The organism is Chryseobacterium sp. MIQD13 (genome assembly GCF_050496705.1).
Classification (GTDB): Bacteria; Bacteroidota; Bacteroidia; order Flavobacteriales; family Weeksellaceae; genus Chryseobacterium.
On record NZ_JBNWAF010000004.1, the window covers coordinates 33914 to 55326 of the forward strand.

The 21413-nt window shown below is 36.6% G+C and carries 20 protein-coding genes; 5 read left to right on the forward strand and 15 right to left on the reverse strand.

The genetic code is table 11. The features are described 5' to 3' along the window. Position 1 precedes the first annotated feature (1 nt). From ACQWU4_RS17115 to ACQWU4_RS17155, 9 genes are all read right to left on the reverse strand, one after another. The gene (locus ACQWU4_RS17115; protein WP_429936982.1) at positions 2-208 is read right to left on the reverse strand and encodes a KTSC domain-containing protein; all 207 of its coding nucleotides are present in this window, start codon (positions 206-208) and stop codon (positions 2-4) included. Positions 209-298: 90 nt separating this feature from the next. Beyond that, positions 299-982, reverse strand: a complete 684-nt coding sequence (locus tag ACQWU4_RS17120) for a T9SS type A sorting domain-containing protein (RefSeq protein ID WP_429936983.1) — start codon at positions 980-982, stop codon at positions 299-301. A gap of 6 nt (positions 983-988) precedes the next feature. Next, the gene (locus ACQWU4_RS17125; protein ID WP_429936984.1) at positions 989-1579 is read right to left on the reverse strand and encodes a phage tail protein; all 591 of its coding nucleotides are present in this window, start codon (positions 1577-1579) and stop codon (positions 989-991) included. Between the two features lie 129 nt (positions 1580-1708). Beyond that, complete coding sequence (locus ACQWU4_RS17130) at positions 1709-3571, reverse strand: AAA family ATPase (protein ID WP_429936985.1); 1863 nt, start codon at positions 3569-3571, stop codon at positions 1709-1711. Positions 3572-3585: 14 nt separating this feature from the next. Continuing rightward, positions 3586-4656: a DUF4407 domain-containing protein gene (locus ACQWU4_RS17135; RefSeq protein ID WP_429936986.1), complete on the reverse strand. Its 1071-nt coding sequence runs from the start codon at positions 4654-4656 to the stop codon at positions 3586-3588. 533 nt (positions 4657-5189) lie between these two features. Next, complete coding sequence (gene ruvC / locus ACQWU4_RS17140) at positions 5190-5744, reverse strand: crossover junction endodeoxyribonuclease RuvC (RefSeq protein WP_048508353.1); 555 nt, start codon at positions 5742-5744, stop codon at positions 5190-5192. Positions 5745-5800: 56 nt separating this feature from the next. Continuing rightward, positions 5801-6328 carry a 2'-5' RNA ligase family protein gene (locus tag ACQWU4_RS17145; protein WP_429936987.1) on the reverse strand — a complete coding sequence of 176 codons (528 nt, stop codon included), beginning with the start codon at positions 6326-6328 and terminating at the stop codon, positions 5801-5803. A 10-nt stretch (positions 6329-6338) separates the two neighbouring features. Then, positions 6339-7463, reverse strand: a complete 1125-nt coding sequence (locus ACQWU4_RS17150) for a serine hydrolase domain-containing protein (RefSeq protein ID WP_429936988.1) — start codon at positions 7461-7463, stop codon at positions 6339-6341. Between the two features lie 233 nt (positions 7464-7696). After that, positions 7697-8407 carry a diphthine--ammonia ligase gene (locus ACQWU4_RS17155; RefSeq protein ID WP_429936989.1) on the reverse strand — a complete coding sequence of 237 codons (711 nt, stop codon included), beginning with the start codon at positions 8405-8407 and terminating at the stop codon, positions 7697-7699. A gap of 117 nt (positions 8408-8524) precedes the next feature. Here ACQWU4_RS17155 and ACQWU4_RS17160 point away from each other — a divergent pair, with 117 nt between their 5' ends. Further along, the gene (locus ACQWU4_RS17160; protein ID WP_429936990.1) at positions 8525-11257 is read left to right on the forward strand and encodes a M16 family metallopeptidase; all 2733 of its coding nucleotides are present in this window, start codon (positions 8525-8527) and stop codon (positions 11255-11257) included. A 126-nt stretch (positions 11258-11383) separates the two neighbouring features. On the opposite strand, the gene ACQWU4_RS17165 is transcribed toward ACQWU4_RS17160, so the two are convergent. Then, a complete protein-coding gene (locus tag ACQWU4_RS17165; protein WP_429936991.1) occupies positions 11384-14731 on the reverse strand; it encodes a methylmalonyl-CoA mutase family protein in 3348 nt (1115 codons plus the stop codon). Positions 14732-14915: 184 nt separating this feature from the next. Here ACQWU4_RS17165 and ACQWU4_RS17170 point away from each other — a divergent pair, with 184 nt between their 5' ends. Beyond that, complete coding sequence (locus ACQWU4_RS17170; protein WP_429937368.1) at positions 14916-15248, forward strand: hypothetical protein; 333 nt, start codon at positions 14916-14918, stop codon at positions 15246-15248. Here the strand turns inward: ACQWU4_RS17170 and ACQWU4_RS17175 are convergent. Beyond that, on the reverse strand, positions 15245-16351 hold the full coding sequence (locus tag ACQWU4_RS17175; protein WP_429936993.1) for a DUF3667 domain-containing protein: 1107 nt from the start codon (positions 16349-16351) through the stop codon (positions 15245-15247). The two genes, ACQWU4_RS17170 and ACQWU4_RS17175, sit on opposite strands and share 4 nt — an antisense overlap. Before the next feature lie 347 nt (positions 16352-16698). On the opposite strand from ACQWU4_RS17175, the gene rplM reads away from it, so the two are divergent. The 3 genes from rplM (at position 16699) to rpsB (ending at position 18517) form a co-directional block, all read left to right on the forward strand. Further along, positions 16699-17154: a 50S ribosomal protein L13 gene (gene rplM / locus ACQWU4_RS17180; RefSeq protein ID WP_034706094.1), complete on the forward strand. Its 456-nt coding sequence runs from the start codon at positions 16699-16701 to the stop codon at positions 17152-17154. 6 nt (positions 17155-17160) lie between these two features. After that, positions 17161-17547: a 30S ribosomal protein S9 gene (gene rpsI, locus ACQWU4_RS17185; RefSeq protein WP_007843277.1), complete on the forward strand. Its 387-nt coding sequence runs from the start codon at positions 17161-17163 to the stop codon at positions 17545-17547. A gap of 208 nt (positions 17548-17755) precedes the next feature. Beyond that, positions 17756-18517 (forward strand): 30S ribosomal protein S2, encoded by a 762-nt coding sequence (gene rpsB, locus ACQWU4_RS17190; protein ID WP_048508339.1) that lies wholly within the window; start codon positions 17756-17758, stop codon positions 18515-18517. Between the two features lie 114 nt (positions 18518-18631). Here rpsB and ACQWU4_RS17195 read toward each other — a convergent pair whose 3' ends face one another. The 4 genes from ACQWU4_RS17195 to ACQWU4_RS17210 all read right to left on the reverse strand — a co-directional run bounded on the left by ACQWU4_RS17195 (position 18632) and on the right by ACQWU4_RS17210 (position 21353). Continuing rightward, complete coding sequence (locus tag ACQWU4_RS17195) at positions 18632-19081, reverse strand: DUF6759 domain-containing protein (RefSeq protein ID WP_429936994.1); 450 nt, start codon at positions 19079-19081, stop codon at positions 18632-18634. A gap of 4 nt (positions 19082-19085) precedes the next feature. Continuing rightward, positions 19086-19787: a DUF6759 domain-containing protein gene (locus ACQWU4_RS17200; protein WP_429936995.1), complete on the reverse strand. Its 702-nt coding sequence runs from the start codon at positions 19785-19787 to the stop codon at positions 19086-19088. A gap of 18 nt (positions 19788-19805) precedes the next feature. Then, positions 19806-20483: a tRNA (guanosine(46)-N7)-methyltransferase TrmB gene (trmB, locus tag ACQWU4_RS17205; RefSeq protein WP_429936996.1), complete on the reverse strand. Its 678-nt coding sequence runs from the start codon at positions 20481-20483 to the stop codon at positions 19806-19808. A 96-nt stretch (positions 20484-20579) separates the two neighbouring features. Further along, entirely contained in the window at positions 20580-21353 is a 774-nt protein-coding gene (locus ACQWU4_RS17210) for a DUF6759 domain-containing protein (RefSeq protein ID WP_429936997.1), read from the reverse strand. Positions 21354-21413 lie beyond the last annotated feature (60 nt).

Consider the following 21413-nt stretch of genomic DNA (forward strand, 5'->3'; position numbering starts at 1 on the left):
TTCAGCTGATTTTAAGGTACTTAAATCCTGGTTTTATAATACTGTTCAAAAATCTGCCTTTCGATCTGGCTTCCCTGAATTTTTCAGCTATAGTTGCCGGTACCTTAAGATAATCGTAGATTCTTCCTGACTGATAGATAATTCTTAATATCTCAGTCTCAGGAAAATAAATATAACTGTTGACTACACTTGACGGCATAATATGCATAGCCAGCAAAAAATATTCCCTGAAAAATAGCCTTCAGAAATTCCGAAGGCTGTATCAATAATCAATTAATGTTATAAAGACATTATAGTTCTACTTTTTCACGAATTTAAATTCATGAGATTCAGAATTTTTCGTGGTAATTTTTAAAACATAAACCCCTGTGGAAAGATGGGAAACATCAATTTTTTGATCAAATGCTTCAGACCTTACCAACTGTCCATCTAAATTATAGATATGTATCGTCTGCCCGTTATCAATCCCGGAAATCCGGATTATATCTGAAACAGGATTCGGGAAAATCTGTATTTTAGATTTTGTAACATCTGATGTTCCCAATGAAGAACTATGTACATCACCCGTTAATGTGGAATTGGTACCAGTAAGGTTTCCGCCGCATTGCCCGTTTGTTACTGCTGTATTTTCTACCCATATGCCAAATGTATTGCTTGGTGGCCTTACACTGGTATTATTTCCTGTTGCATTATGATAGATCAATAAAGGGCTTGTAAAAGTTCCGTTACCTTCATCTGCAAGAAATTCCCATCTTGTCATTGCATTGTTCCATTGAATTTTAAATTCACAGGTTCCCAACCCACCGCAAGGCTGTCCGTCAACTGGTGTTGTGATATAAATGTTTTTGTTGAATGAATCAACTCCGGTTTTCGTGAAAACAAAATTCTGGTTGTCAAATAAATTATGACACCCGTTGAAAGTAATAGTCTGTGCAGCCAACGGGCTTCCAATAGCTATAGCTAATAAGTATAGACTTTTCATAACTTATTAATTAAAAGATGGATAAATACCTTGTAAAGCTATAATACATCTCATAGTAACAAACGGAGGTCTGTTTTCATGGGGCTGGGATCCTCCGGCAGGATTCACCATGGTAGCCTTCATGGTTGTATTGGCGGCGGCATCAGAATATTCTTTGTCTAAAAGTTTGGTATCTGCCGGAAGATTTGCTGTAGGAGTATTCTGATTTCCTTCTGCGGTCACAGCATTTACAGTGTGATTGTGAATAGGCATCTGCTGTTGAGTCAGTGTAACTGTTTCGCTTCCTCCTGTGTCACCTATAAGGTAGTTCTGGGCAATACCGGGTCCTTGTCCCTGGGAAACCAGAACTCTTCCTCTCATATCCGGTAATGCAAAATTTGTTGTTCCGTTTCCTCCATAAGTAGTTCCTAACAATGAAAAAAGAGCCTGATTTTGGGCTATAGGCAATAATTGTCCATTGCAGTCTGCCCATCCGTTTGGTGCTCTGTTATAAGGTACAAAAGCGATCTGTCCAAGGAATGGTTCTGCCTGTGCTTTTAAAGTAGGGGTGAATGCACTGCTTACCAGCAGTGTGCATACTAAAATTAAGTTTTTCATGATGATTTGTTTAGTTATGTAAAATTATGAAATATTCTATATAAGATAATTATATATAGAAAATACCTCTCAGAATTAACTGAAAGGTAAGATTTTATTAATATTAATACTGTAATTATTTTTTTTTCTCTATTGCCCCAAGATCTTGTGATATTCTGCAATATGAAGATGTCCTTCTTCTTTAATGCTCACCTCCAGATGATGCTTTTTTGCCGTCAGATAAATTTCTTTAGGCAGCATGCTTCCTTTTTTGCTGAGTTCAATACTCATATCTTTCAGAAGATCTAAATGAAGAATAAGGTCTTCTCTCGTTTTTTTGGCAAGATCCTGTATCAGTTTTTCGATCTTTTTATCTGTAATATCATGTTGCATACGGTGAGGATAATCTTCAAGACTATATGCTGCCTGATACTCTTCATCGAATCCGTATTTTCTGATATAATCAATGGCAAGTATTGTCGCTTGTTCCCTGTCATGGCTTCTTCCGATACTTGCATTATTTTCTCCGAAAACAATTTCCTCGGCAATTCCGCCAGCCAGATAGATTTTAATTCTATCAAGAAGACTTTCCTTAGTATCATGAATCTGATGAGGGAAAGTGAATCCTGCTGCATAACTGCTGGCTACCTTACTTTTCAGCTGCAACGGCGCAAAACCTGTATAAAGCATATAAGAAACGGCATGTCCACATTCATGGACACTGATGTTGGCCACTGCATCCTGCTGATTGGATTGACGGATACTGTCGATTCTTCCTGTATAAGGAATCTCAATCAGACGTTTCCCTATTTTTCCTGTAATCATTTTCTGTTTCACCAGATAATCAATTTCAATTGTCTTATCGTCATTGATGATGGATTCAAACAGAAATTTGCTGAGGTTCGTATCCAGAATATCAACCACACTGCTAAATACGGGACGTACACCCTGTACAGGAAATACTCCGTTCCTGTAGATCAGATCGTTAATATTTTTATTGATTTTTAGGCTGATACCGAATTTTGATTTCGTCTTTGTTTTAAGATTATTGATTTCCCTTTGGATAAGCTGTTGAAAGTCCTCTGTTTTTAATGAAAAATAGATCAAATGAATATTTCCGAACCTGGCTACCTGTTCCGGGCGGAATTTCCTTGACAATGCATTTTTTATATCAACAACAGTTATTTTCTTTGTGAACGCATGGTAAATATTGGCATCTACATCTGCCTCACTGGTTTCCCGTGACATCTGAAAGGCTTCGTCCAGATTTCCGCTGATAATAATCAGCATTTTGCTGTAATCCACCGGTTCATAGATTTTTTTCTCTTTCTGCTTCTTCATGATCAGCTTGATCATATCCTCTTCCTTCATATCAATGATGCTCATCACATCATCCTCCATACTGAGATACTTTTTTAATTCCTTAGCATCCCAAAGATTCAGATAAGGGTTCTCATCTATTTCTGTTTCACCGTTTACTTTACGCCGTTCATTCTCTTTCTTACGTAAAAGATAGGAGAACAGATAGTGTTCAAGGTCATCACGTTCCCTTTTGCTTAATCTGCCATCACTTAAAAGTTCCCAAAAATCTGTGAACTTAGTCTGTGGTACAGGTGTACCATCCGTATCCAGCGTATTAAAGCGCTGAATTTCATCGAAAAGCACAATGCTCGGCTTCTCATCACTGAGACGGTTGCTCTGAAAAATATCGGAAACACTTTTGCTCCATGAAGTTTCATCGCTGTTGCTGAGCTCTATCTCTACAAAACGGTTCTGGAATTCCAGGAACCGGACGGTTTTTCTTACCAGGTCTGTTTTCCCCACTCCGGTCATTCCCCATAGATTGATTACTACAGGTCGGGTCAGGATTTCAGGCATCAGATACCAGATCTGAATGTATTCCATTAAATCATCAATAATCTTATCAATTCCGATGAATTCTTTTTTCAGGAATATTTTGCAGTCATCCAGCTTCTTCTTTTTCTTCTGGATCTCTTCTTTATCAATAATCATGCGTGAAAAATACGCTATTTTTTTAAATTATCCTTAAAATCATCAATTCTGAAATCAGTGAGGGAATTTCCCTTCTCAATTTTTTCCTTAGAATAAAGTCTGAAATCATTTTCTGTTTTTTCTAACAGGTAATCATAAGGTCCTACATGAGAAATCAGTTTTACCAAAACCGGAGAAATTTCAAGGCAGATAAATAGCCCCATAATAAAAGCTGCTGCCAATCCTATGATGGCTGAGTTTTTACCCAATTCGTCCAAAGCCTGAAGTCTCGCTGCAAACCCGTTGAATTTATCTTCAAAGGTATCTGAAGATTTTCTTTCTGTTTCCAGATTAGTATAAACCTTGGAGATTTCTTTGTCTAAATATTCCATTCTGGGTGCGGTCTGCTTCTGGAAATTTTCAAGGTCCTGGCGGCGTTGTTCCTTCAGTTCCTGCTTACGTTTAGCATTGGGACCATAACCTTCTTTTCCGCTGGTAAGCCCGGACTGTTTTCCAAGGATTTCTTTTTCAAGTTCTACTGCAGCAGAGTCATAAGCACGTTGATATTGTATGGTCTTTTCAGCGATTTCTTTCTTTTCGGCTTCAAATGGCCCGCTCTGTTGCAGAATCCTGCCGCTCATTTCTCCCTGAAGCTGTTTCTTATTCCGTTGAATAATGGTATTAAGCTGCTTGTTGACCTCTTTTTCAAAAATTTTAAGCTCCAAAGGTTTAGAGATAATAATTCCTAAAAATGTTGCTAAAACCAGACGTGGGATAGACATTAATATCTGATTCCACCATGTACCTGTTTTTTTGATAGAGGAAACGATATAGCGGTCCAGATTGAAAATCATCAGGCCCCAAAGGATCCCGAATCCTACAGAAGTCCATATATTATCAAATACGGTATACATCGCATAACCTGCAGACAGGGTTGCGAATACAGCTGTGAATAATACGATCCCTCCGATTCCTGAAAATTTGTTCCATTCGCTCGGAGTCTTTCTTAAAATATGAATATTTCCTCCGGAACATACCATCAGAAACTTCTGGAACCAGTTTATTTTGTGATTCGTTTGATTTATAGTTTGTTGGTTTGTTTTCATAACTGAAAATTTATACAAATGTAGTACTAAAAATCATACCAATGTAAAAGATAGTATTATGTTTTGCCAAGTAATTATGGGTTTTTGTTTAATGGATTGATTTACATTGTGTTATTTTTATTTTGAAGAAGGATGAGCTTTTAGGTGAAAAGCATTATTTTTATGTACGGATAGAACAGAAATAAAGTTAAAATTATTAATAGCTGATTGTACAAGAAAGATGTCGAAAAAATTATTTCAAAATAGGGTAGTCTGTTGTTCACAGATATTTTCCTTTATAATAACTGCTGGTTTTTTTATTACTCATGAGTATAATCTGACAGTAAGAATAATATTCTCAATCTGTATGTTATTCAACTTGTTAGCCATCATTATAATAGCAAAGTCGAAATTTAAATTATTTAAATCCAGATTTTTAAATATATTTTTTTTCATCACAGCAATCTTATCTTCATTATTAATGATTACTATAATTACTGTGTCTTATGTGTATTTTAAACTAAATAGTTGATATATATCTTTGATGGCTCTGATTACTTCAACCTGTCCGGATTCTGCTTCAAAAAGCTATCCCATCCACTATAAGACTTCGTATCTGCTATAGTACCGGAATTGAAATGATGACATACTGCCACAGCTAATCCGTCCGAAGCATCCAGATACTTCGTGGGAAATTCTTTCAGTTTTAAAAGATTCTGAAGCATTCCTGCAACCTGCTCTTTACTTGCATTCCCGTTTCCGGTGATGGCCATTTTGATTTTTTTAGGCGAATATTCTGTAATGGGGATATTTCTGTACAGGCTTGCTGCCATTGCTACTCCCTGTGCACGTCCCAGTTTAAGCATACTCTGTACGTTTTTTCCATAAAACGGAGCCTCCAGAGCTACTTCATCAGGATGATATTCATCGATCAGGGCTAATGTTTTGTCGAAGATATATTTCAGCTTTGTTTCGTGGTTGGGATATTTTTTCAGGATCAGTTCGTGGATGGAGATCATTTCCATTTTGCCTTTTTTCACGGAAATAATACCGAAGCCCATGATAGCTGTACCGGGATCAATACCTAAAATTATCTTCTCTGAAATCATGCTTCAAAGATAGCGTTTATAAATGTTTTAATGAAGATCGAACAGTATCTTTGATATCAAATTTCCTTTAAGGGTTTTTCAGCAATGGGAGTCCATTTTCCATCGTAGCGGAGAAGTAATATTTTGTCAACTAAAAAATTAGTTTTGTATATTTTGTTTTTATAAACTTCCCATGCTTTCAGATAGTTTTCAAAACTAAGGTCTCTGTAACCTACGGTCATGTGAGGTGTAAAAGAATATTTGATAAAATTAAAATGCTGCTTTACTTTTTGCTGAAGCAGGTTTAAATTTTCACTGATCTCCGGCTGTACAAAAATGACCGGATTTTTGGGATTGGGAAAACTTCCGAAGCCGTTAAGTGTTATCTCAAAAGGAAGAATATCCGTGTCTGTTTTTTCGAAGGCAGTATGAATATCACTTTCCAATTCGAGATCACGGGAAAAAGGCGGGAATAAAGTAATGTGGGCATCATTTTTTAAAGCCTTTGAATTGGCATAATTCAAAGCCAGATCTTTTTTAAATACCTTAATCTCTTCAATGACTTCCTGCGGAGGATAAATGGCGATGAAGTACATTTTTTTCATATCACAAAGATCAATGTTTTGCTTTAAGCTGCAATAATGTATTCTCCAGATTGTCTGTGATCTTTTTAACTTCCACATGAGGTCTGAAAGTCCAGCTCTTACCCTTTTCTTCATCAGCAATATTGGATAAGATGATAACGGATGTTTTTGTTTGCGGATAATAAATATTCAGGGAAGGGGAGCCTTTTACATAGCCGCTGTGAAAATAACTTTCAGGGTTTCCGAGATTGATCATGATTCCATAGCCGTAGCCCATTTTTCCCAGAATTGCGTGATGCCTTTCAGAGCTTTTTGAAATAAACTGCTTTAAAGTTTCAGGTTTGAGGATTTTTCCTCCATAAATTGCGTTATTCCAGATATGAAGATCCTGTATAGTAGAGAGAATTCCACCAGCAGGGGTCCCTATATCTTTTCCTCCCAGACGTTTCGGCATGCCCGGAACAATTGCAGGTTTTGCAGGACTTCCCAGATAAGCGCTGGCAAAATTTTTACCTTCAAAAATATTTCCTGTGGAAGAATTTTTCATTCCGGCTTTTCTGAACAATTCAAGGACATTTTCATCATATGATTTTCCTGAAACAGTTTCTACTATTTGTCCCAATGCATTAAACCCGTCATTGGAATAGAAGAAATCCGTACCGCTTTTAAACATTAGTTTTCCCCCGAAAGTATTTAATCCGGAAGTATGATTTAAAAGCTGATGGATAGTAATGTTTTCATACTCTTTCGTCTGAAATGTTTTCAGGTACCTGGATACTTTATCGGTAACATTCAGTTTTCCCTGTTCCATTTGAAGAAGAATAAGGGCTGCAGTAAACTGTTTGCTTACAGAACCTATGGCAAAAACTGTATTGCTGTCAATTTTCACCTTATCCTTGAAATCAGAATACCCATTTTCTTTCCTGTACAGCTGTAATGAATCTTTAAATACGGCAATGCTACCGTTAAAATCATATTTTTTAAAAACAGAATCAATCTGCTGTTCCAAAAGTGTTTTCTGAAAAGCTGTGATCGTGGAATCAATAACCGCATTTTTGTCAATAGGTTTGGCTGTAAAGATCAGTTCATTTTTGCATGAAATTGTACTGGATACGAATAAAATAAATAAGAGAAAAGAGAAGGTGTGTTTTATCATCTTGGGATTGTGAATAATTTTTTTTACAACATTGTCTATCAAAAATAAGAAAAACCTTCCAATATTGTAAACAGGAAGATTGGAGTATCAGTGATGATAAATGAAATATATTGTAGTCAGTTATTTCTGGTGGGCGAAAGCAGTGTGTACATCATGAGTGCTTTCATCATCTGTAAAAAGATTCACAAATTTTTTGAAATAAGGGAAAGGCTATATTTATATTCTTTGGGCAGTTATTTCAAAACAAGATCACAAAACCAGAAAACATATTCGCCGTCTTCATCTCCAGGGTTTGTTTTGGGTTTAGGGTAAGTTTTCTTTACCGTTTCTCCTATTGCAAACTGAATAGGTTTTTTAAAAATTGGTCCGTCAAAAGTAAATGTATGGAATTCTCCGTTTTCTCCACAGGGATCAACGTTTTCAGGTAGGTCCTTAATGAAATCCTGATCAATAATTCTTCCTGCAAAACTTTTATCCAGATAAGTTTCATTAACACACGTCACAATTGTTTTGAAACCAAGATCCAGAAATTCATGAATAAGATCTGATGTATTCTGTTTCCATAATGGAAATACAGCTTCCATACCAATAGCTTTCAGCTGATCTTCACGGTAGTTTCTAAGGTCTTCCAGAAAAATATCCCCAAAAACGGAATGGGTAATTCCCAAAGATTGAACTTCTGACATTGTTTTACTCATAATTTCATGGTATTCTTCCATCGACGGTTCTTTTGGAAGCTCCATTTTAATCAAAGGAAGTCCCATATTTTCAGCCTGCTTTTCCAAAAGTGAAATAGAAACACCATGCATGGAAATTCTTTGAAACTCTTTATTGATGCTGGTTAACAGAGTAGTTACTTCAATCTGATTTTCCTGCTGGACTTTATAAAAGGCAAGAGCAGAATCTTTTCCGCTGCTCCAGTTGAATACGGCTTTGGGTTTCATTGAATTTAAATTGATGATAATAGTAAAAATTGTAACTTTTCAATCATTTAATTCGTCTAATTGGGATATAAAACGAAAAAACTTAATTGAAACTTTTAACAAAATTAAATAAAAGAGATGAAAAACCTACTTATCGGGACTGCGGTCCTATTTTTTACCGGTGCTGTAAACCCGGTTTTTTCTCAAAAAACAGAGGCTCCTAAATTTGTAAGTAATACTGAGGGTGTAAAAGAATATACTTTGAACAACGGTATGAAAGTTCTTTTGGTTCCTGATGCCTCTCAAAGTAATATGATAGTGAATATCATTTATAACGTAGGTTCAAAACATGAAGGCTACGGTGAAAAGGGAATGGCACACTTACTTGAGCATATGTTATTTAAAAGCACTAAAAAATTAGGTGATATTAAAAAGCAATTGTCTGACAAAGGAGGTAATGCAAACGGAACAACCTGGTATGACAGAACAAACTATTATGAAATTTTTCCTTCAAGTGATGAAAATTTAAAATGGTCTCTGGAGATGGAGGCTGATAGAATGATTAATGCTACAATTCTTCAGACAGATCTTGATAAAGAGTTTTCTGTAGTACGAAATGAGTTTGAAATCGGGGAAAATAATCCGGGAGCTGTTTTAATGGAACGTATTGTATCGACAGCCTATTTATGGCATAACTACGGGAACAGTACGATTGGAAGTAAAGAAGATATTGAAAGAGTAAAGGCTCCAACCCTTAGAAAATTTTACGAAAAACATTACCAGCCGGATAATGCGACTTTAGTAGTAGCAGGAAAATTTGATGAGAAGCAGGCTTTAAATTATATTTCGCAGTATTTCTCTGTTATTCCGAGACCATCAAGAGTTTTAGACCAAACATATACAGTTGAGCCAGCTCAGGACGGTGAGCGTTTTGTTGAATTGAAACGTTCAGGAGACAGCAAAATTGTCGGAGCATTATATCATACAGCTCCTTATGCAGATAAAGATTATGCCGCTTTGGATGCTTTGTCAGAAATTCTGACATCAGATCCTTCAGGATATTTATACAAAGCAATGATTGATTCTCATAAAGCTGCTTCTGTATATTCTTATCAGCCAACGGTAAGGGATGCCGCATTCATGTATTTTGGACTTGAGGTTCCTGCTGATAAAGATGTAAAAGCTGTAGAAAATGATTTCAGAGCCGAGCTGGATAAAGTCTCTGCAATAAAATTCACTGAGCAGGATGTACAGAGAGCTAAGGCTAAAATTCTTAAACAAATAGAAAATACAAAAAATAATACCATTAGTTTTGCTGTTAATTTAACTGAAATTGTGGGTGCAGGAAGTTATAAACTGGGAATGTTGTATCGGGATAGTATTGAAAAATTAACTTTAGCAGATGTTCAGAGGGTTGCAGATAAATATTTCAAAACAAATAACAGGACGGTTGGAGTATTTATTCCAACCAAAGATGAGATAAGAGTTAAGAATAATGAGTTTTCGGATGAGCAAATTGCCACTTTAACGAAAGATTACAAAGGCAAAGCCTTAGAAAAAGAAGCAGCACCTTTCGAAGCAAGTATTAAAAACCTGAAAGCTAATCTTTCTGAAGGAAAGTTGAGCAACGGAATGAAATATGGTATTATTAAAAAGGAAATTAAAGGAGGTAAAGTATTGGGAAGCTTCCGTTTTCCGGTAAGTAATGCCAAAGATTTAAGCGGAAAAGCCCAGATTGGTTCTCTGATGGCTCAGGTTATGAAAACAGGAACAAAAACCCATACAAAAGAACAAATTCAGGATATGCTGGATTCATGGAAATCAAGTATAGGTTTTTCATTTAACGGCCAGACTTTATATACCAACGTAAGTACTTATAAAGAGCATTTACCAAAAGTAATGGATTTGGTGAAAGAAATTCTGACTGAATCTAATTTCCCTGAAGCGGAACTGGTAAAAACCGTAAATGAATACAATACTTATCTGGAGGGTTCTTTAAATGACCCGCAGGCTTTAGCATTTACTGAAATTGAAAAAATTACAGAAAATTATCCTAAAGAAAGTATCTTTTACACTCCTTCTTTCAAAGAACAGATTGAGACTAATAAAACCATAAAAAGACAGGAGCTTGTAGATTTTTATAACAAAATTTTAGGAAGTAATAATGGAGTAGGTACCCTGATTGGTGATTTGGATTCTAAAACAGCGTCTGCTCTAATGGAAAATACTTTTGCAAAATGGAACTCAAAATCTGTTTACGAGAAAATTAAGCCTGAGCTTTTTACAACCAAAAAACAGGATAAAGATTATTTGACTCCGGATAAAGAAAATGGGGCTGCAGTAGGAAAAATAAGTTTTTCTATGGACAGAAACAGTCCTGATTATCCTGCTTTTGTTATTGCCAATGAAATGCTGGGAAGCGGAGGTTTCCTTACCTCAAGAATTCCGACCAGACTTCGTGAAAAAGAAGGAATCAGCTATGGAGCAGGCTCTTATATGAGTGTTCCTTCTGACAATACGGTGGCTTCATGGGGTTGGTATGCATTCTTTAATCCGACTAAAAAAGATGCTGTGAATAAAGCGTTGAAAGAAGAAATAAATAAAGCGGTTAAAGAAGGATTCACAGAAGAAGAATTGAAATCAAACCTAAATTCATGGCTTACTTCAAGAAAAACAGATTTAGGAAGCGACACCAGCTTGGTAGGTCTTGTGAACAGCCAGTTACAATTTGGTATTCCGTTGGAAGATTATGATGCTTTGGAAACTAAAGTTTCTGGTCTGAAAGTAAGCCAGGTTAATGAAGTGCTTAGAAAGTATATCAGCGAAGATAAACTGACTTCTGTTTTTGCCGGAGATTTTAATAAGAAATAAATTTCTTCATTACAGCCAGATAAAACCCGCAGAGATAGTCTGCGGGCTTTCTTATTGAGTCCATTAAAAAACAAACCTCGAAGAAATTTCTTCGAGGTTTGTTTATGTAAGTTTATCCAATGCGGATTACATATTTCTTCTGTATTTACCACCCACCTCAAATAAAGCATTGGTGATTTGTCCAAGAGAACAGTATTTTACAGCATCCATCATTACTGCGAATAAATTCTGCTGGTTGATTGCTGCATACTGTAAATGCTTTAAAGCTTCTGCAGATTTATCATCATTGGATTTCTGGAAATTATGAAGATTTTCAATCTGAGCCTGCTTCTCTTCTTCAGTAGAACGGATAACTTCTCCCGGACGAACCGTTGGTGAACCGTCTTTTCCAAGGAAAGTATTTACCCCGATGATAGGATATTCACCCGTGTGCTTTAGCCATTCGTAATGCATGGATTCCTCCTGAATCTTGGAACGCTGGTACATGGTTTCCATAGCTCCAAGAACTCCGCCTCTTTCAGTAATTCTGTCAAATTCTGCATACACAGCTTCTTCCACAAGATCCGTCAGTTCTTCAATGATAAATGATCCCTGAAGCGGATTTTCGTTCTTCGCCAATCCTAGCTCCTTGTTAATAATCAACTGAATTGCCATTGCTCTTCTTACAGATTGTTCAGTCGGAGTTGTAATTGCCTCATCATAAGCATTGGTGTGAAGAGAGTTACAGTTATCATAGATTGCGTAAAGTGCCTGAAGGGTAGTTCTGATATCATTGAAATCAATTTCCTGAGCGTGAAGAGAACGTCCTGAAGTCTGGATATGGTATTTCAGCATCTGGCTTCTTTCATCCGCCCCGTATTTCATTTTCATTGCTTTGGCCCAGATTCTTCTTGCCACACGACCGATAACTGAATATTCAGGATCGATACCGTTAGAGAAGAAGAACGATAGGTTAGGAGCAAAATCATTGATATCCATTCCTCTTGACAGGTAGTATTCCACATATGTGAAACCGTTTGCCAATGTAAATGCCAACTGGGAAACAGGATTAGCACCAGCTTCAGCAATGTGATATCCTGAAATGGAAACAGAGTAGAAGTTTCTTACTTTTTCCTTGATAAAATATTCCTGAACGTCACCCATTAGTCTTAAGGCAAATTCGGTAGAGAAAATACAGGTATTCTGAGCCTGATCTTCCTTTAAAATATCAGCCTGAACCGTTCCACGAACGGTTGCGATTGTTTTGGCTTTAATTTCAGCATAAACATCCGCAGGGATTATTTCATCTCCAGTGATTCCCAATAATTTTAAACCTAAACCGTTATTGGAAGGAGGAAGTTCTCCATTATATTTTGGTCTTGCTAAGCCTTTATCATCAAATTTTGCTTTTAAAACAGCTTCAACTTTAGATTCCAGGCCGTTTTCTGCAATATATTTTTCAACGTTCTGGTCAATGGCTGCATTCATAAAGAAAGCCAGCAGCATTGGAGCCGGACCATTAATTGTCATGGAAACCGAAGTTAATGCATTGATCAGATCAAATCCTGAATAGAGTTTTTTGGCATCATCCAGCGTGGCAATAGAAACCCCTGCATTTCCAATCTTACCATAAATATCCGGTGGTAAAGCAGGATCCTGTCCATAAAGCGTTACAGAGTCGAAAGCTGTAGACAAACGTTTTGCAGGCATTTCAGCAGAAACATAATGGAATCTTCTGTTTGTTCTTTCCGGACCACCTTCTCCTGCAAACATCCTTGTAGGATCTTCACCTGTTCTTTTGAAAGGATAAATTCCTGCCGTATAAGGGAATCCTCCTGGAAGGTTTTCCTGGCCTTTCCATTTGATAAGATCACCCCAATCGTTGTATTTAGGTAGAGCAATTTTTGGAATTCTCAGATGAGATAAAGACTCTGTTGAAGTTTCCACTTTGATTTCCTTTCCTCTTACGAAATAAGAATAGAATTCTTCGTGGAAGGCTTTTTTCGTATCATCCCACGTTCTCAGGAAGTCGATGTTTTCCTGTTGTAGCTCCTTTTCGGCCTTTTGATATTCGGCATCTAAAGCTTCATTAGAGATGATTTTTTTCACTCCGTCAATATGATACATTTTTCTGGCAAGTTCAGCCTGCTTTTCAATGTTCTCATCGTATATCCTGTTATTTTCAACAATTTCAGAAAGATAACGGACTCTTTTCGGAGGGATAATGGTTACTTCATCTGTAATTTCCTGTTCGGCAAAAGTTTTTAAGCCTAAACCTGAAAATTTATCGTTTACTTTTGAAATTAACCTGTTGTATAATTCTGTAGTTCCGTGATCATTGAACTGGGATGCTTTTGTAGCATAAACCGGCATTTCATCCAGTTGCTGCTCCCATAATAAATGGTTTCTCTGGAACTGTTTTCTTACAGCCTGAAGTGCATCAAGAGCACCACGCTTGTCAGATTTATTTAAAGCCACTAAATCTGCATAATCCAGCATGTCGATCTTTTCCAGCTGTGTTGAAGCTCCATATTCAGGAGTCATCACGTACATGGAAACGTCTGCAAAATCAGAAACTTCCGAACCAGACTGCCCGATACCTGAAGTTTCCAGAATGATTACATCAGGATGAGCCAGTTTCAATACATTCAATGCAGAATGGATGAATGGCGAAACAGAAACGTTGTTTTCTCTTGTGGCCATTGAACGCATATAAACTCTCGGATCATTGATCGCGTTCATGCGGATTCTGTCTCCCAAAAGAGCACCCCCGGTTTTCTTTTTAGAAGGGTCAATGGAAATAATGGCAATTTTTTTATCAGGATTTGAACGGATGAAACGTCTTACCAGTTCATCTGTCAATGAAGATTTTCCGGCTCCACCAGTACCTGTGATACCGATGATAGGAATATTTAAATCTTTTGATTTTTCGTCAATTGCTTTTACAAGCTCAGGTTTTTCCTCTGAAAAGTTTTCAACAGCGGAAATAATTTTGGCAATGCTTGTAGAGTTTTCAAAACTGATAGCATCCAAATCATTAGCTGTAACCTCTTTTCCGGTTGAAAAATCCGATCTTTTTACAAGGTCATCAATCATTCCCTGAAGACCAAGCTCACGGCCGTCATCCGGAGAATAGATCCTGTCGATTCCGTAGTTCATAAGATCTGTAATCTCTTCAGGCAGGATTACACCACCGCCACCACCGAAAATCTTGATCTGTGGCGAGTTTTTTTCTCTTAAAAGGTCGTAGATATATTTAAAATATTCATTGTGGCCGCCTTGATATGAGGTTAGCGCAATAGCATTGGCATCTTCCTGAATGGCTGTGTTTACAACTTCTTCAGCTGATTTGTCGTGGCCAAGGTGGATCACTTCACATCCTGTTCCCTGGATCACGCGGCGCATGATATTGATCGCAGCATCGTGTCCGTCAAATAATGACGCCGCTGTTACGATTCTTACTTTGTTGGTTGGAGTATATTTTTGGGTTTCCATAAAAAAACTAGAAAATTTCTGAATTTTCAAATATAATAATAAAATAAGAACCTTGTTGTTTTATTTAACATGCTGGTTGTTAGTGTTTTATTTAAACGTAGAAGATTGGTTTTTCCCCGACTTAACAATCAGTCATTTAAAAATGATAAGGAAATTCTCTATTTTTGCACCATATTTTATAGATATGCAAAAAGCTCTGGTTTATTTCGCTTTAGGAACAGTAGTGAGTTTCCTTATCAATTATTTCTTTTTAAGCTCACAAAATATGGGGTTGGACTTCTATTATGCCATTGCTTTTGGTTTTGCCTGGGGACTAGCCTATTATCTTGATACGCCGGATTTTACCCTGCCTAAAAAGTTGGGATTGTCATTTGCTGCTATGGGTGTTCTGGTATTGATCGGAGCTTTGATTTTCAACCTTGAGCTTGCCATTCCATCTATCCTGAAGTTTTCTACAGTTTTTGTAGCATACTATCTGATTGCAAGTTTCAGGGGAAGCAAGTCTCTGCGCAATTAATGCATCATTATAAAGCTTACATACATTAATATCATAAGCATTAGCGTAATTCCTACAGAGTTGATGATGAACAAACTCATTCCTTTAAGAATGCTTATCCTCTTACTGCTTTCATAGACTCTGTGATGAGCCACAAAAAAATAAATGGAGGTATAGAAAAATAAAGCAGTATATAAAAGCCAGAATATCATATTAATTATCCCATAACTGGGGATAGCGTCAAAAATCCTGGTGATAATAATAAAAATAAGGGTAGATAGAAGCAGGAAAGAAAAATAATGAAGGGTAAATATACCATGATCAAAATACCACCACTTCTTTTTATTATGAAATAGCCATAAGAAAAAAGCAAATACAGGAAGATAAACAAAAAGTGCTTTTGGAATGGTATGGATAAAGGTTTCCTTATACTTATCCCGAATCTGTTTTTTAGTATATCCTTCTTCTTTTAAAGTAAAAATTTTTTCAGCAAAGGGTCTTGCCAGCTGATAAAATCCGGTTTTATCTTTAGCCCGGATAGAATCATATTGCTTTATATTATATGCATTAAAGACGGAGGACTCTTTAGTACTTAATGTACTTTCAATGACATCTTCACTGTGTGCAAGGGCATCATTAATTGAGTCTTTTGCCTTTATGGTATCCATTCCTTTTTTTATTTCTTTTGAAACATCCTTGGAGAGGTATCCTTTTTTCTCCAACTTTTCAAGAACTTTTTCCGAAGTTTTTCTTTTATCCTCAGTTTTTTCAATTTTTGTTCTTTCTGATTGAGGGCTGGTCTCTTTAGATTCCGGTAAGAAATTGGGAAGCAGAAATGTGATGAAACTTATAAAGATATATAGTTTTACAGGAGCCACATACAGCTGTCTTTTTCCGGAAAGGTATTCCTTGGTGAGTTTTCCGGGGTTCACAAGCAAATATTTGATCGTCTGCCAGAACTGTCCATCATAATGGGTGAAATCTTCAATAAAATGAGTAAAAAGAAAATAAAACGGCTGGCGGCTTTCAATATTCTCCTGTCCGCAATGAGGACAGAATCTTTCTTCTACAGTATGCCCGCAATTCAGGCATGTTTTATCTTCTCTGATTTTTCCGTGGCTCATGGATAAAGGGGTATGGTTTTGGCGCAAATATAAATATTTCGCGACATTAAATAACCATATCAGTAAGCTTTTAGGGAAATCTTTAAAGTAAAGTTAATAAAGAAAGAGTTTAGAGATCAAACTCTTTACTTTATCGCCTGTGTTTTTAGAATCTTCGAAATGTTTTTTATCATTCAGTCATTTTACAAGTTCTGTGCCAAAGCAATAGTTGATATAATCTATTAAAAGATGATGAAATCGAGCAGGTGAAATAGATTAAATAAAATATGTTTTTGGGTTACAAAAATAATTTGTACCTTTGCACACCCTTTTAGGGGAAAATTATGTTTAATCTTTAACTAAAACGTGTGAATACATTAAGTTACAAAACTGTTTCAGCGAACAAAGCTACTGCTAATAAAGAATGGGTTGTGGTAGACGCTGAAGGACAGCCGTTAGGAAGACTAGCTTCTACGGTTGCAAAGATTTTGAGAGGTAAGCACAAAACGAACTTTACACCTCACGTAGATTGTGGTGATAACGTGATCGTTTTGAATGCTGGGAAAATTACGCTTTCCGGAAACAAGTGGGCTGATAAGACTTACATCTGGCATACAGGTTACCCTGGTGGACAGAAGTCTATGACTGCGGCTGAACTTCAAAAGAAAGATTCTTTAAAAGTATTGGAGAAATCTGTAAAAGGTATGTTGCCAAAAAACAGATTAGGATCTGCTTTATTGAAGAACCTTTATCTATATGAAGGAACTGAGCACAAACATGAAGCTCAACAGCCTAAAACAATTAATGTTAACGAATTTAAATAATTAATTATGTCTATAGTTCACAAAATCGGAAGAAGAAAAACTTCTGTAGCAAGAGTTTACGTAAAACCAGGTTCTGGAAACATTACAGTAAACGGTAAAGATGCTAAAGAATATTTCTCTACAGACGTGATGGTTTACAAATTAAACCAACCGTTCATCCTTTCTGAGACTGTTGGTCAGTATGACGTTACCGTAAATGTTTTCGGTGGTGGTAATACAGGTCAGGCAGAAGCTATCAGATTAGGTATTTCAAGAGCTTTATGCGAAATCAATGCTGAATTCAGATTAGCTTTGAAACCAGCTGGTTTACTTACAAGAGACGCAAGAATGGTGGAAAGAAAGAAGCCAGGTCAGAAAAAAGCAAGAAAGAGATTCCAATTCTCAAAACGTTAAAAAAGCGTATGGCTATTGGCTTATGGCAGATAGCTTTAGAAAAATTTTTAAAAAATTATTTTTTAACCCAAAGCTGGAAAGCCCAATGCTAAAAGCAAGAAGCCAACAGCAACTTTGCCCGTTACGTTTAGCATCCAAACGCTTCTCCCATCTAAAGAAGTTGTTGATTGTTTAAAAGACGGAAAGTAAACTAACAAAAACAGAAAACATGGCAAAAGCAAATGTAAAAGACCTTTTAGAGGCTGGCGTACACTTCGGTCACATGACTAGAAAGTGGAACCCAAATATGGCTCCATACATTTTTATGGAGAAAAATGGTATTCACATTGTAGACTTACATAAAACAGCAGTTAAATTGGATGAAGCGTGCAGCGCTTTAGAAAAATTAACTTCTGCAGGTAAAAAAGTTCTTTTCGTAGCTACTAAAAAGCAGGCGAAAGAAGTAGTTGCTAAGCACGCTGCTGAACTTAATATGCCTTATATTACAGAAAGATGGCCTGGAGGTATGCTAACGAACTTCGTTACTATCAGAAAGGCGGTAAAGAAAATGAACCATATCGACAAAATGAAAAAAGACGGTACGTTCGAAACTTTATCTAAAAAAGAAAGATTACAGGTAGACAGACAAAGAGCTAATCTAGAGAAAAACTTAGGTTCTATCTCTGACATGGTTCGTCTTCCTTCTGCAATCTTCGTTGTAGATATCATGAGAGAACACATCGCTGTAACTGAAGCTAAGAAATTAGGTATTCCAGTTTTCGGTATTGTTGATACAAACTCTGACCCTAGAAAAGTAGACTTCGTTATCCCAGGAAACGATGATGCTTCTAAATCTATCGATATGATCTTAAACATCGTTTCTGATTCTATCAAAGAAGGTCAGTCTCAAAGAAAAGCTGATAAAGAAAAATCTAAAGAAGAAGGAGAAAAGGTATCTGCTGATACAGATGCTGATTTCGATGCAGAATAATTAAAGATTTTCTTTAATATAGGAAAAACGCTGGATTTTTGTCCAGCGTTTTTTTATTGATATATCAGTTTAACCCAATATAAGAAACCCCGCCCAATAGAGTGGGGTTTTATCTTAATTACTGATCTTTATAGCGTATGAAGTAGTAATGAATTTGGTAGACTGATAAGACGAATTACAGAGCATTCCGGAGAGGCTGTAATTTTTGTTTTTAGGAACCATTGTATAGCCAACCTTGCCGGAACCTATAGGGATCTTTTTAAAGAAGCCACTGCTGCTCACAGTAAGAACCATATTGCAGGGAGATTTATTTTCCACCGAAATAGAAGTTCTTGGATTGGAAGGGGAGTCCTCATTAAGAAGATCATTTAAAACATCTGCCGTTTCAGGCTTATAGGTTTTAATAAGCTCTGCATATTCCCTTTCCGTACTCATTGCAGTACTGCTTCCTGCAGTATTTCCGGAAGCTGAAGGATAAGACGTTCTTATAGGGTAGTTACCATAATTTACACTACAGCTCATAAGGATAAGTGAAATTCCGGAGAAAGCGAAAAGCTTTTTCATACAGTTATTTTTTTGATCTTTTCTTTTGTGAAGGTTTTACCGGTGCTTCTTCTTTTTGATCTTTTACAGCATTTTTGTTTGGATCGGATTTAGTAGGTGTGCCCGGATTTTCAATTACTACAAATATACCTTTTTTTATGTCTTTCTGAGAAGAGTATCTTACATCACAAACATTGCTGTTCAGAGTATAGGAACCTTTATTGAGGATGATGAAGTTTTCTCCGTGTGCAGGCACAGCCAGATTGTAAAAATCTTTTCCTTCAATTCTCAGGATGATGTTGCAGTCTGAATTATTTCTGAACAGAAGCACAGCCTCCTTTCTGGTAATATCTTCATCAAACATAGCATTCAGAAGCTTTACCGTTTTGTCTTTGTGCTGATCAGATGTTTCAGCGAGCAGTTTTTTAAACTCTTCAGCGTCATTGGAATTTGAGTTTCTCATGAACCTGTTCGGAATATCGGTCATTACAGGTCTGGCTTCCATAGGCTTGGCTGTTGCAGCCCCTTTTGTCCATTGAGAATTCTTTAAAGCAATAAGTTTAGGTTTCAGCACAGTCCTTTTAGGGTCTTCGGGATGTGCAGTTTTAAGGTACTCTTCAATTTCCTTGATATTTGTGCTTTTTAAAATGTCTTTGGTTTTTTTCTGCGCAAAAGCAGAACCCGAAACAAGGAACAGGAAGAGGAGGGTCGTTAAAATTTTTTTCATCAATTTGTTGTTAATTCATCAGCTTATCCGGAATTTTATATAAGTTATTGTCTTTCCTTTAGCCGAGAAAAGTTCTTCGTAATAAGTTTTTATATCTCTCAGGTGCTCTGTGTTGGGATCATATTCAGGAGCGCCGTAAATATCGTGATGAGCAGTTATTATTTCATAGCCTGCACCCTGCAGATAGCCTAATGTATAGCCGTGCAGGAATTCTGAATCCGTTTTAAGATGGATAATTCCACCCGGTTTCAGGAATTTTTTGTATCGTTCTAAAAAATCAGGATGGGTAAGTCTGTGCTTCGTACGTTTGTATTTAATCTGAGGATCCGGGAATGTGATCCAGATTTCATCCACTTCATTTTCTGCAAAAAAATGATCTACAAGCTCAATCTGACTTCTCAGGAATGCTACATTATTCATTCCTTTTTCCATAGCTTCCTTGGCTCCAAACCAAAATCTGGCACCTTTAATATCTATTCCTATGAAGTTTTTTTCAGGGAAAGTTTTGGCAAGTCCTACAGAATATTCTCCTTTGCCGCAACCCAATTCCAGTACGATTGGATGGTCATTCTTAAAGAAATCTTTTCTCCAGTTTCCTTTAAGCGGAAAACCGTTGATTGCATCTTCTCTGGTAGGTTGGATAACATTTGGTAAAATCTTGTTTTCAGCAAATCTTGCTAATTTATTTTTGCCCATCGAGTCATTTTAAAATCCTGCAAAAATAGCAAATTTTGCATAGATAACCTTGTCTTTTAAACATAAAAGACGGCTCTCTACAGATTTAAGGAATGCTTACTGTGCTGCAGAACTTCCCAGTGTAACCATTATAGCCTTTTCGATGGTTTTTTGAGAAGCATACTGAGCGCCACAAACGAGGCTGGTGAAAAGATACTGACCCTTATCTATAACAATGGTACTGTCATCATGGGCAGGAACAGCAAGCCTGTATTTAGTAGTTCCCACACCTTCCATTCTTACAATGATATTACAGTCAGAATTATTCTTGATAAGAACTATGCTTGTCTTGCTGTTTGGATCGTTGTCGAACAATGAGTTCAATATTTTTACTGTTTTGTTTTTGTGCTCTACCGGATTTTCGGCCATCAGCATATTGAATTCTTCGGCTTCAGCATTCGGAACAGCAGCATTGGCAGTGGTATTGACAACAAAGGTATTCTGGGCATTACTTGGAGTATAAACTACTGTAGATTGTTTGGCAGCAAGTTCAGCTTTATATTTGGCGATCTGTTTCTGTTTGATAATGGCGTTCATTTCATCAAAACTGATCTTTGTGGAAGGTCTTCTTTTCAATAAGGCAAGCATTTCCTGCATGTCTTTCACTTTCTGGTCGGCAGGATGGGCATCTTTGATGTACTGTGTCATCATTTCCATTACCCTTGGTTTTAATACGGACCTTCTGGGATCGTCAGGGTGTGCATCTCTGAGAAAAGCATTAATCTCATAGATATTTTTACTTTTTAAAATATTGCTATAGTCTTTCCCTCTTTTCTGGGCAGACACATTAAAAAATAGAACAGAAACAAACAGTAAAAGTAATTTTTTCATTAACAATTATTAAGTTATAAGCTGATGTTCTTCTCTTAATTTGTGTTTTAGGCAATTAGT

Bases quoted from the DNA above. Each gene is read 5' to 3' on its own strand.
- ACQWU4_RS17150 (WP_429936988.1), bottom strand. From the start codon at position 7,463: ATGATAAAACACACCTTCTCTTTTCTCTTATTTATTTTATTCGTATCC.
- trmB (WP_429936996.1), bottom strand. From the start codon at position 20,483: ATGGGCAAAAATAAATTAGCAAGATTTGCTGAAAACAAGATTTTACCA.
- ACQWU4_RS17210 (WP_429936997.1), bottom strand. From the start codon at position 21,353: ATGAAAAAATTACTTTTACTGTTTGTTTCTGTTCTATTTTTTAATGTG.
- ruvC (WP_048508353.1), bottom strand. From the start codon at position 5,744: ATGATTTCAGAGAAGATAATTTTAGGTATTGATCCCGGTACAGCTATC.
- ACQWU4_RS17115 (WP_429936982.1), bottom strand. From the start codon at position 208: ATGCATATTATGCCGTCAAGTGTAGTCAACAGTTATATTTATTTTCCT.
- ACQWU4_RS17135 (WP_429936986.1), bottom strand. From the start codon at position 4,656: ATGAAAACAAACCAACAAACTATAAATCAAACGAATCACAAAATAAAC.
- rpsI (WP_007843277.1), top strand. From the start codon at position 17,161: ATGTCTATAGTTCACAAAATCGGAAGAAGAAAAACTTCTGTAGCAAGA.
- ACQWU4_RS17195 (WP_429936994.1), bottom strand. From the start codon at position 19,081: ATGAAAAAGCTTTTCGCTTTCTCCGGAATTTCACTTATCCTTATGAGC.
- ACQWU4_RS17160 (WP_429936990.1), top strand. From the start codon at position 8,525: ATGAAAAACCTACTTATCGGGACTGCGGTCCTATTTTTTACCGGTGCT.
- ACQWU4_RS17170 (WP_429937368.1), top strand. From the start codon at position 14,916: ATGCAAAAAGCTCTGGTTTATTTCGCTTTAGGAACAGTAGTGAGTTTC.
- ACQWU4_RS17130 (WP_429936985.1), bottom strand. From the start codon at position 3,571: ATGATTATTGATAAAGAAGAGATCCAGAAGAAAAAGAAGAAGCTGGAT.
- ACQWU4_RS17145 (WP_429936987.1), bottom strand. From the start codon at position 6,328: ATGAAAAAAATGTACTTCATCGCCATTTATCCTCCGCAGGAAGTCATT.
- rpsB (WP_048508339.1), top strand. From the start codon at position 17,756: ATGGCAAAAGCAAATGTAAAAGACCTTTTAGAGGCTGGCGTACACTTC.
- ACQWU4_RS17155 (WP_429936989.1), bottom strand. From the start codon at position 8,407: ATGAAACCCAAAGCCGTATTCAACTGGAGCAGCGGAAAAGATTCTGCT.
- ACQWU4_RS17200 (WP_429936995.1), bottom strand. From the start codon at position 19,787: ATGAAAAAAATTTTAACGACCCTCCTCTTCCTGTTCCTTGTTTCGGGT.
- ACQWU4_RS17125 (WP_429936984.1), bottom strand. From the start codon at position 1,579: ATGAAAAACTTAATTTTAGTATGCACACTGCTGGTAAGCAGTGCATTC.
- ACQWU4_RS17175 (WP_429936993.1), bottom strand. From the start codon at position 16,351: ATGAGCCACGGAAAAATCAGAGAAGATAAAACATGCCTGAATTGCGGG.
- ACQWU4_RS17120 (WP_429936983.1), bottom strand. From the start codon at position 982: ATGAAAAGTCTATACTTATTAGCTATAGCTATTGGAAGCCCGTTGGCT.
- ACQWU4_RS17165 (WP_429936991.1), bottom strand. From the start codon at position 14,731: ATGGAAACCCAAAAATATACTCCAACCAACAAAGTAAGAATCGTAACA.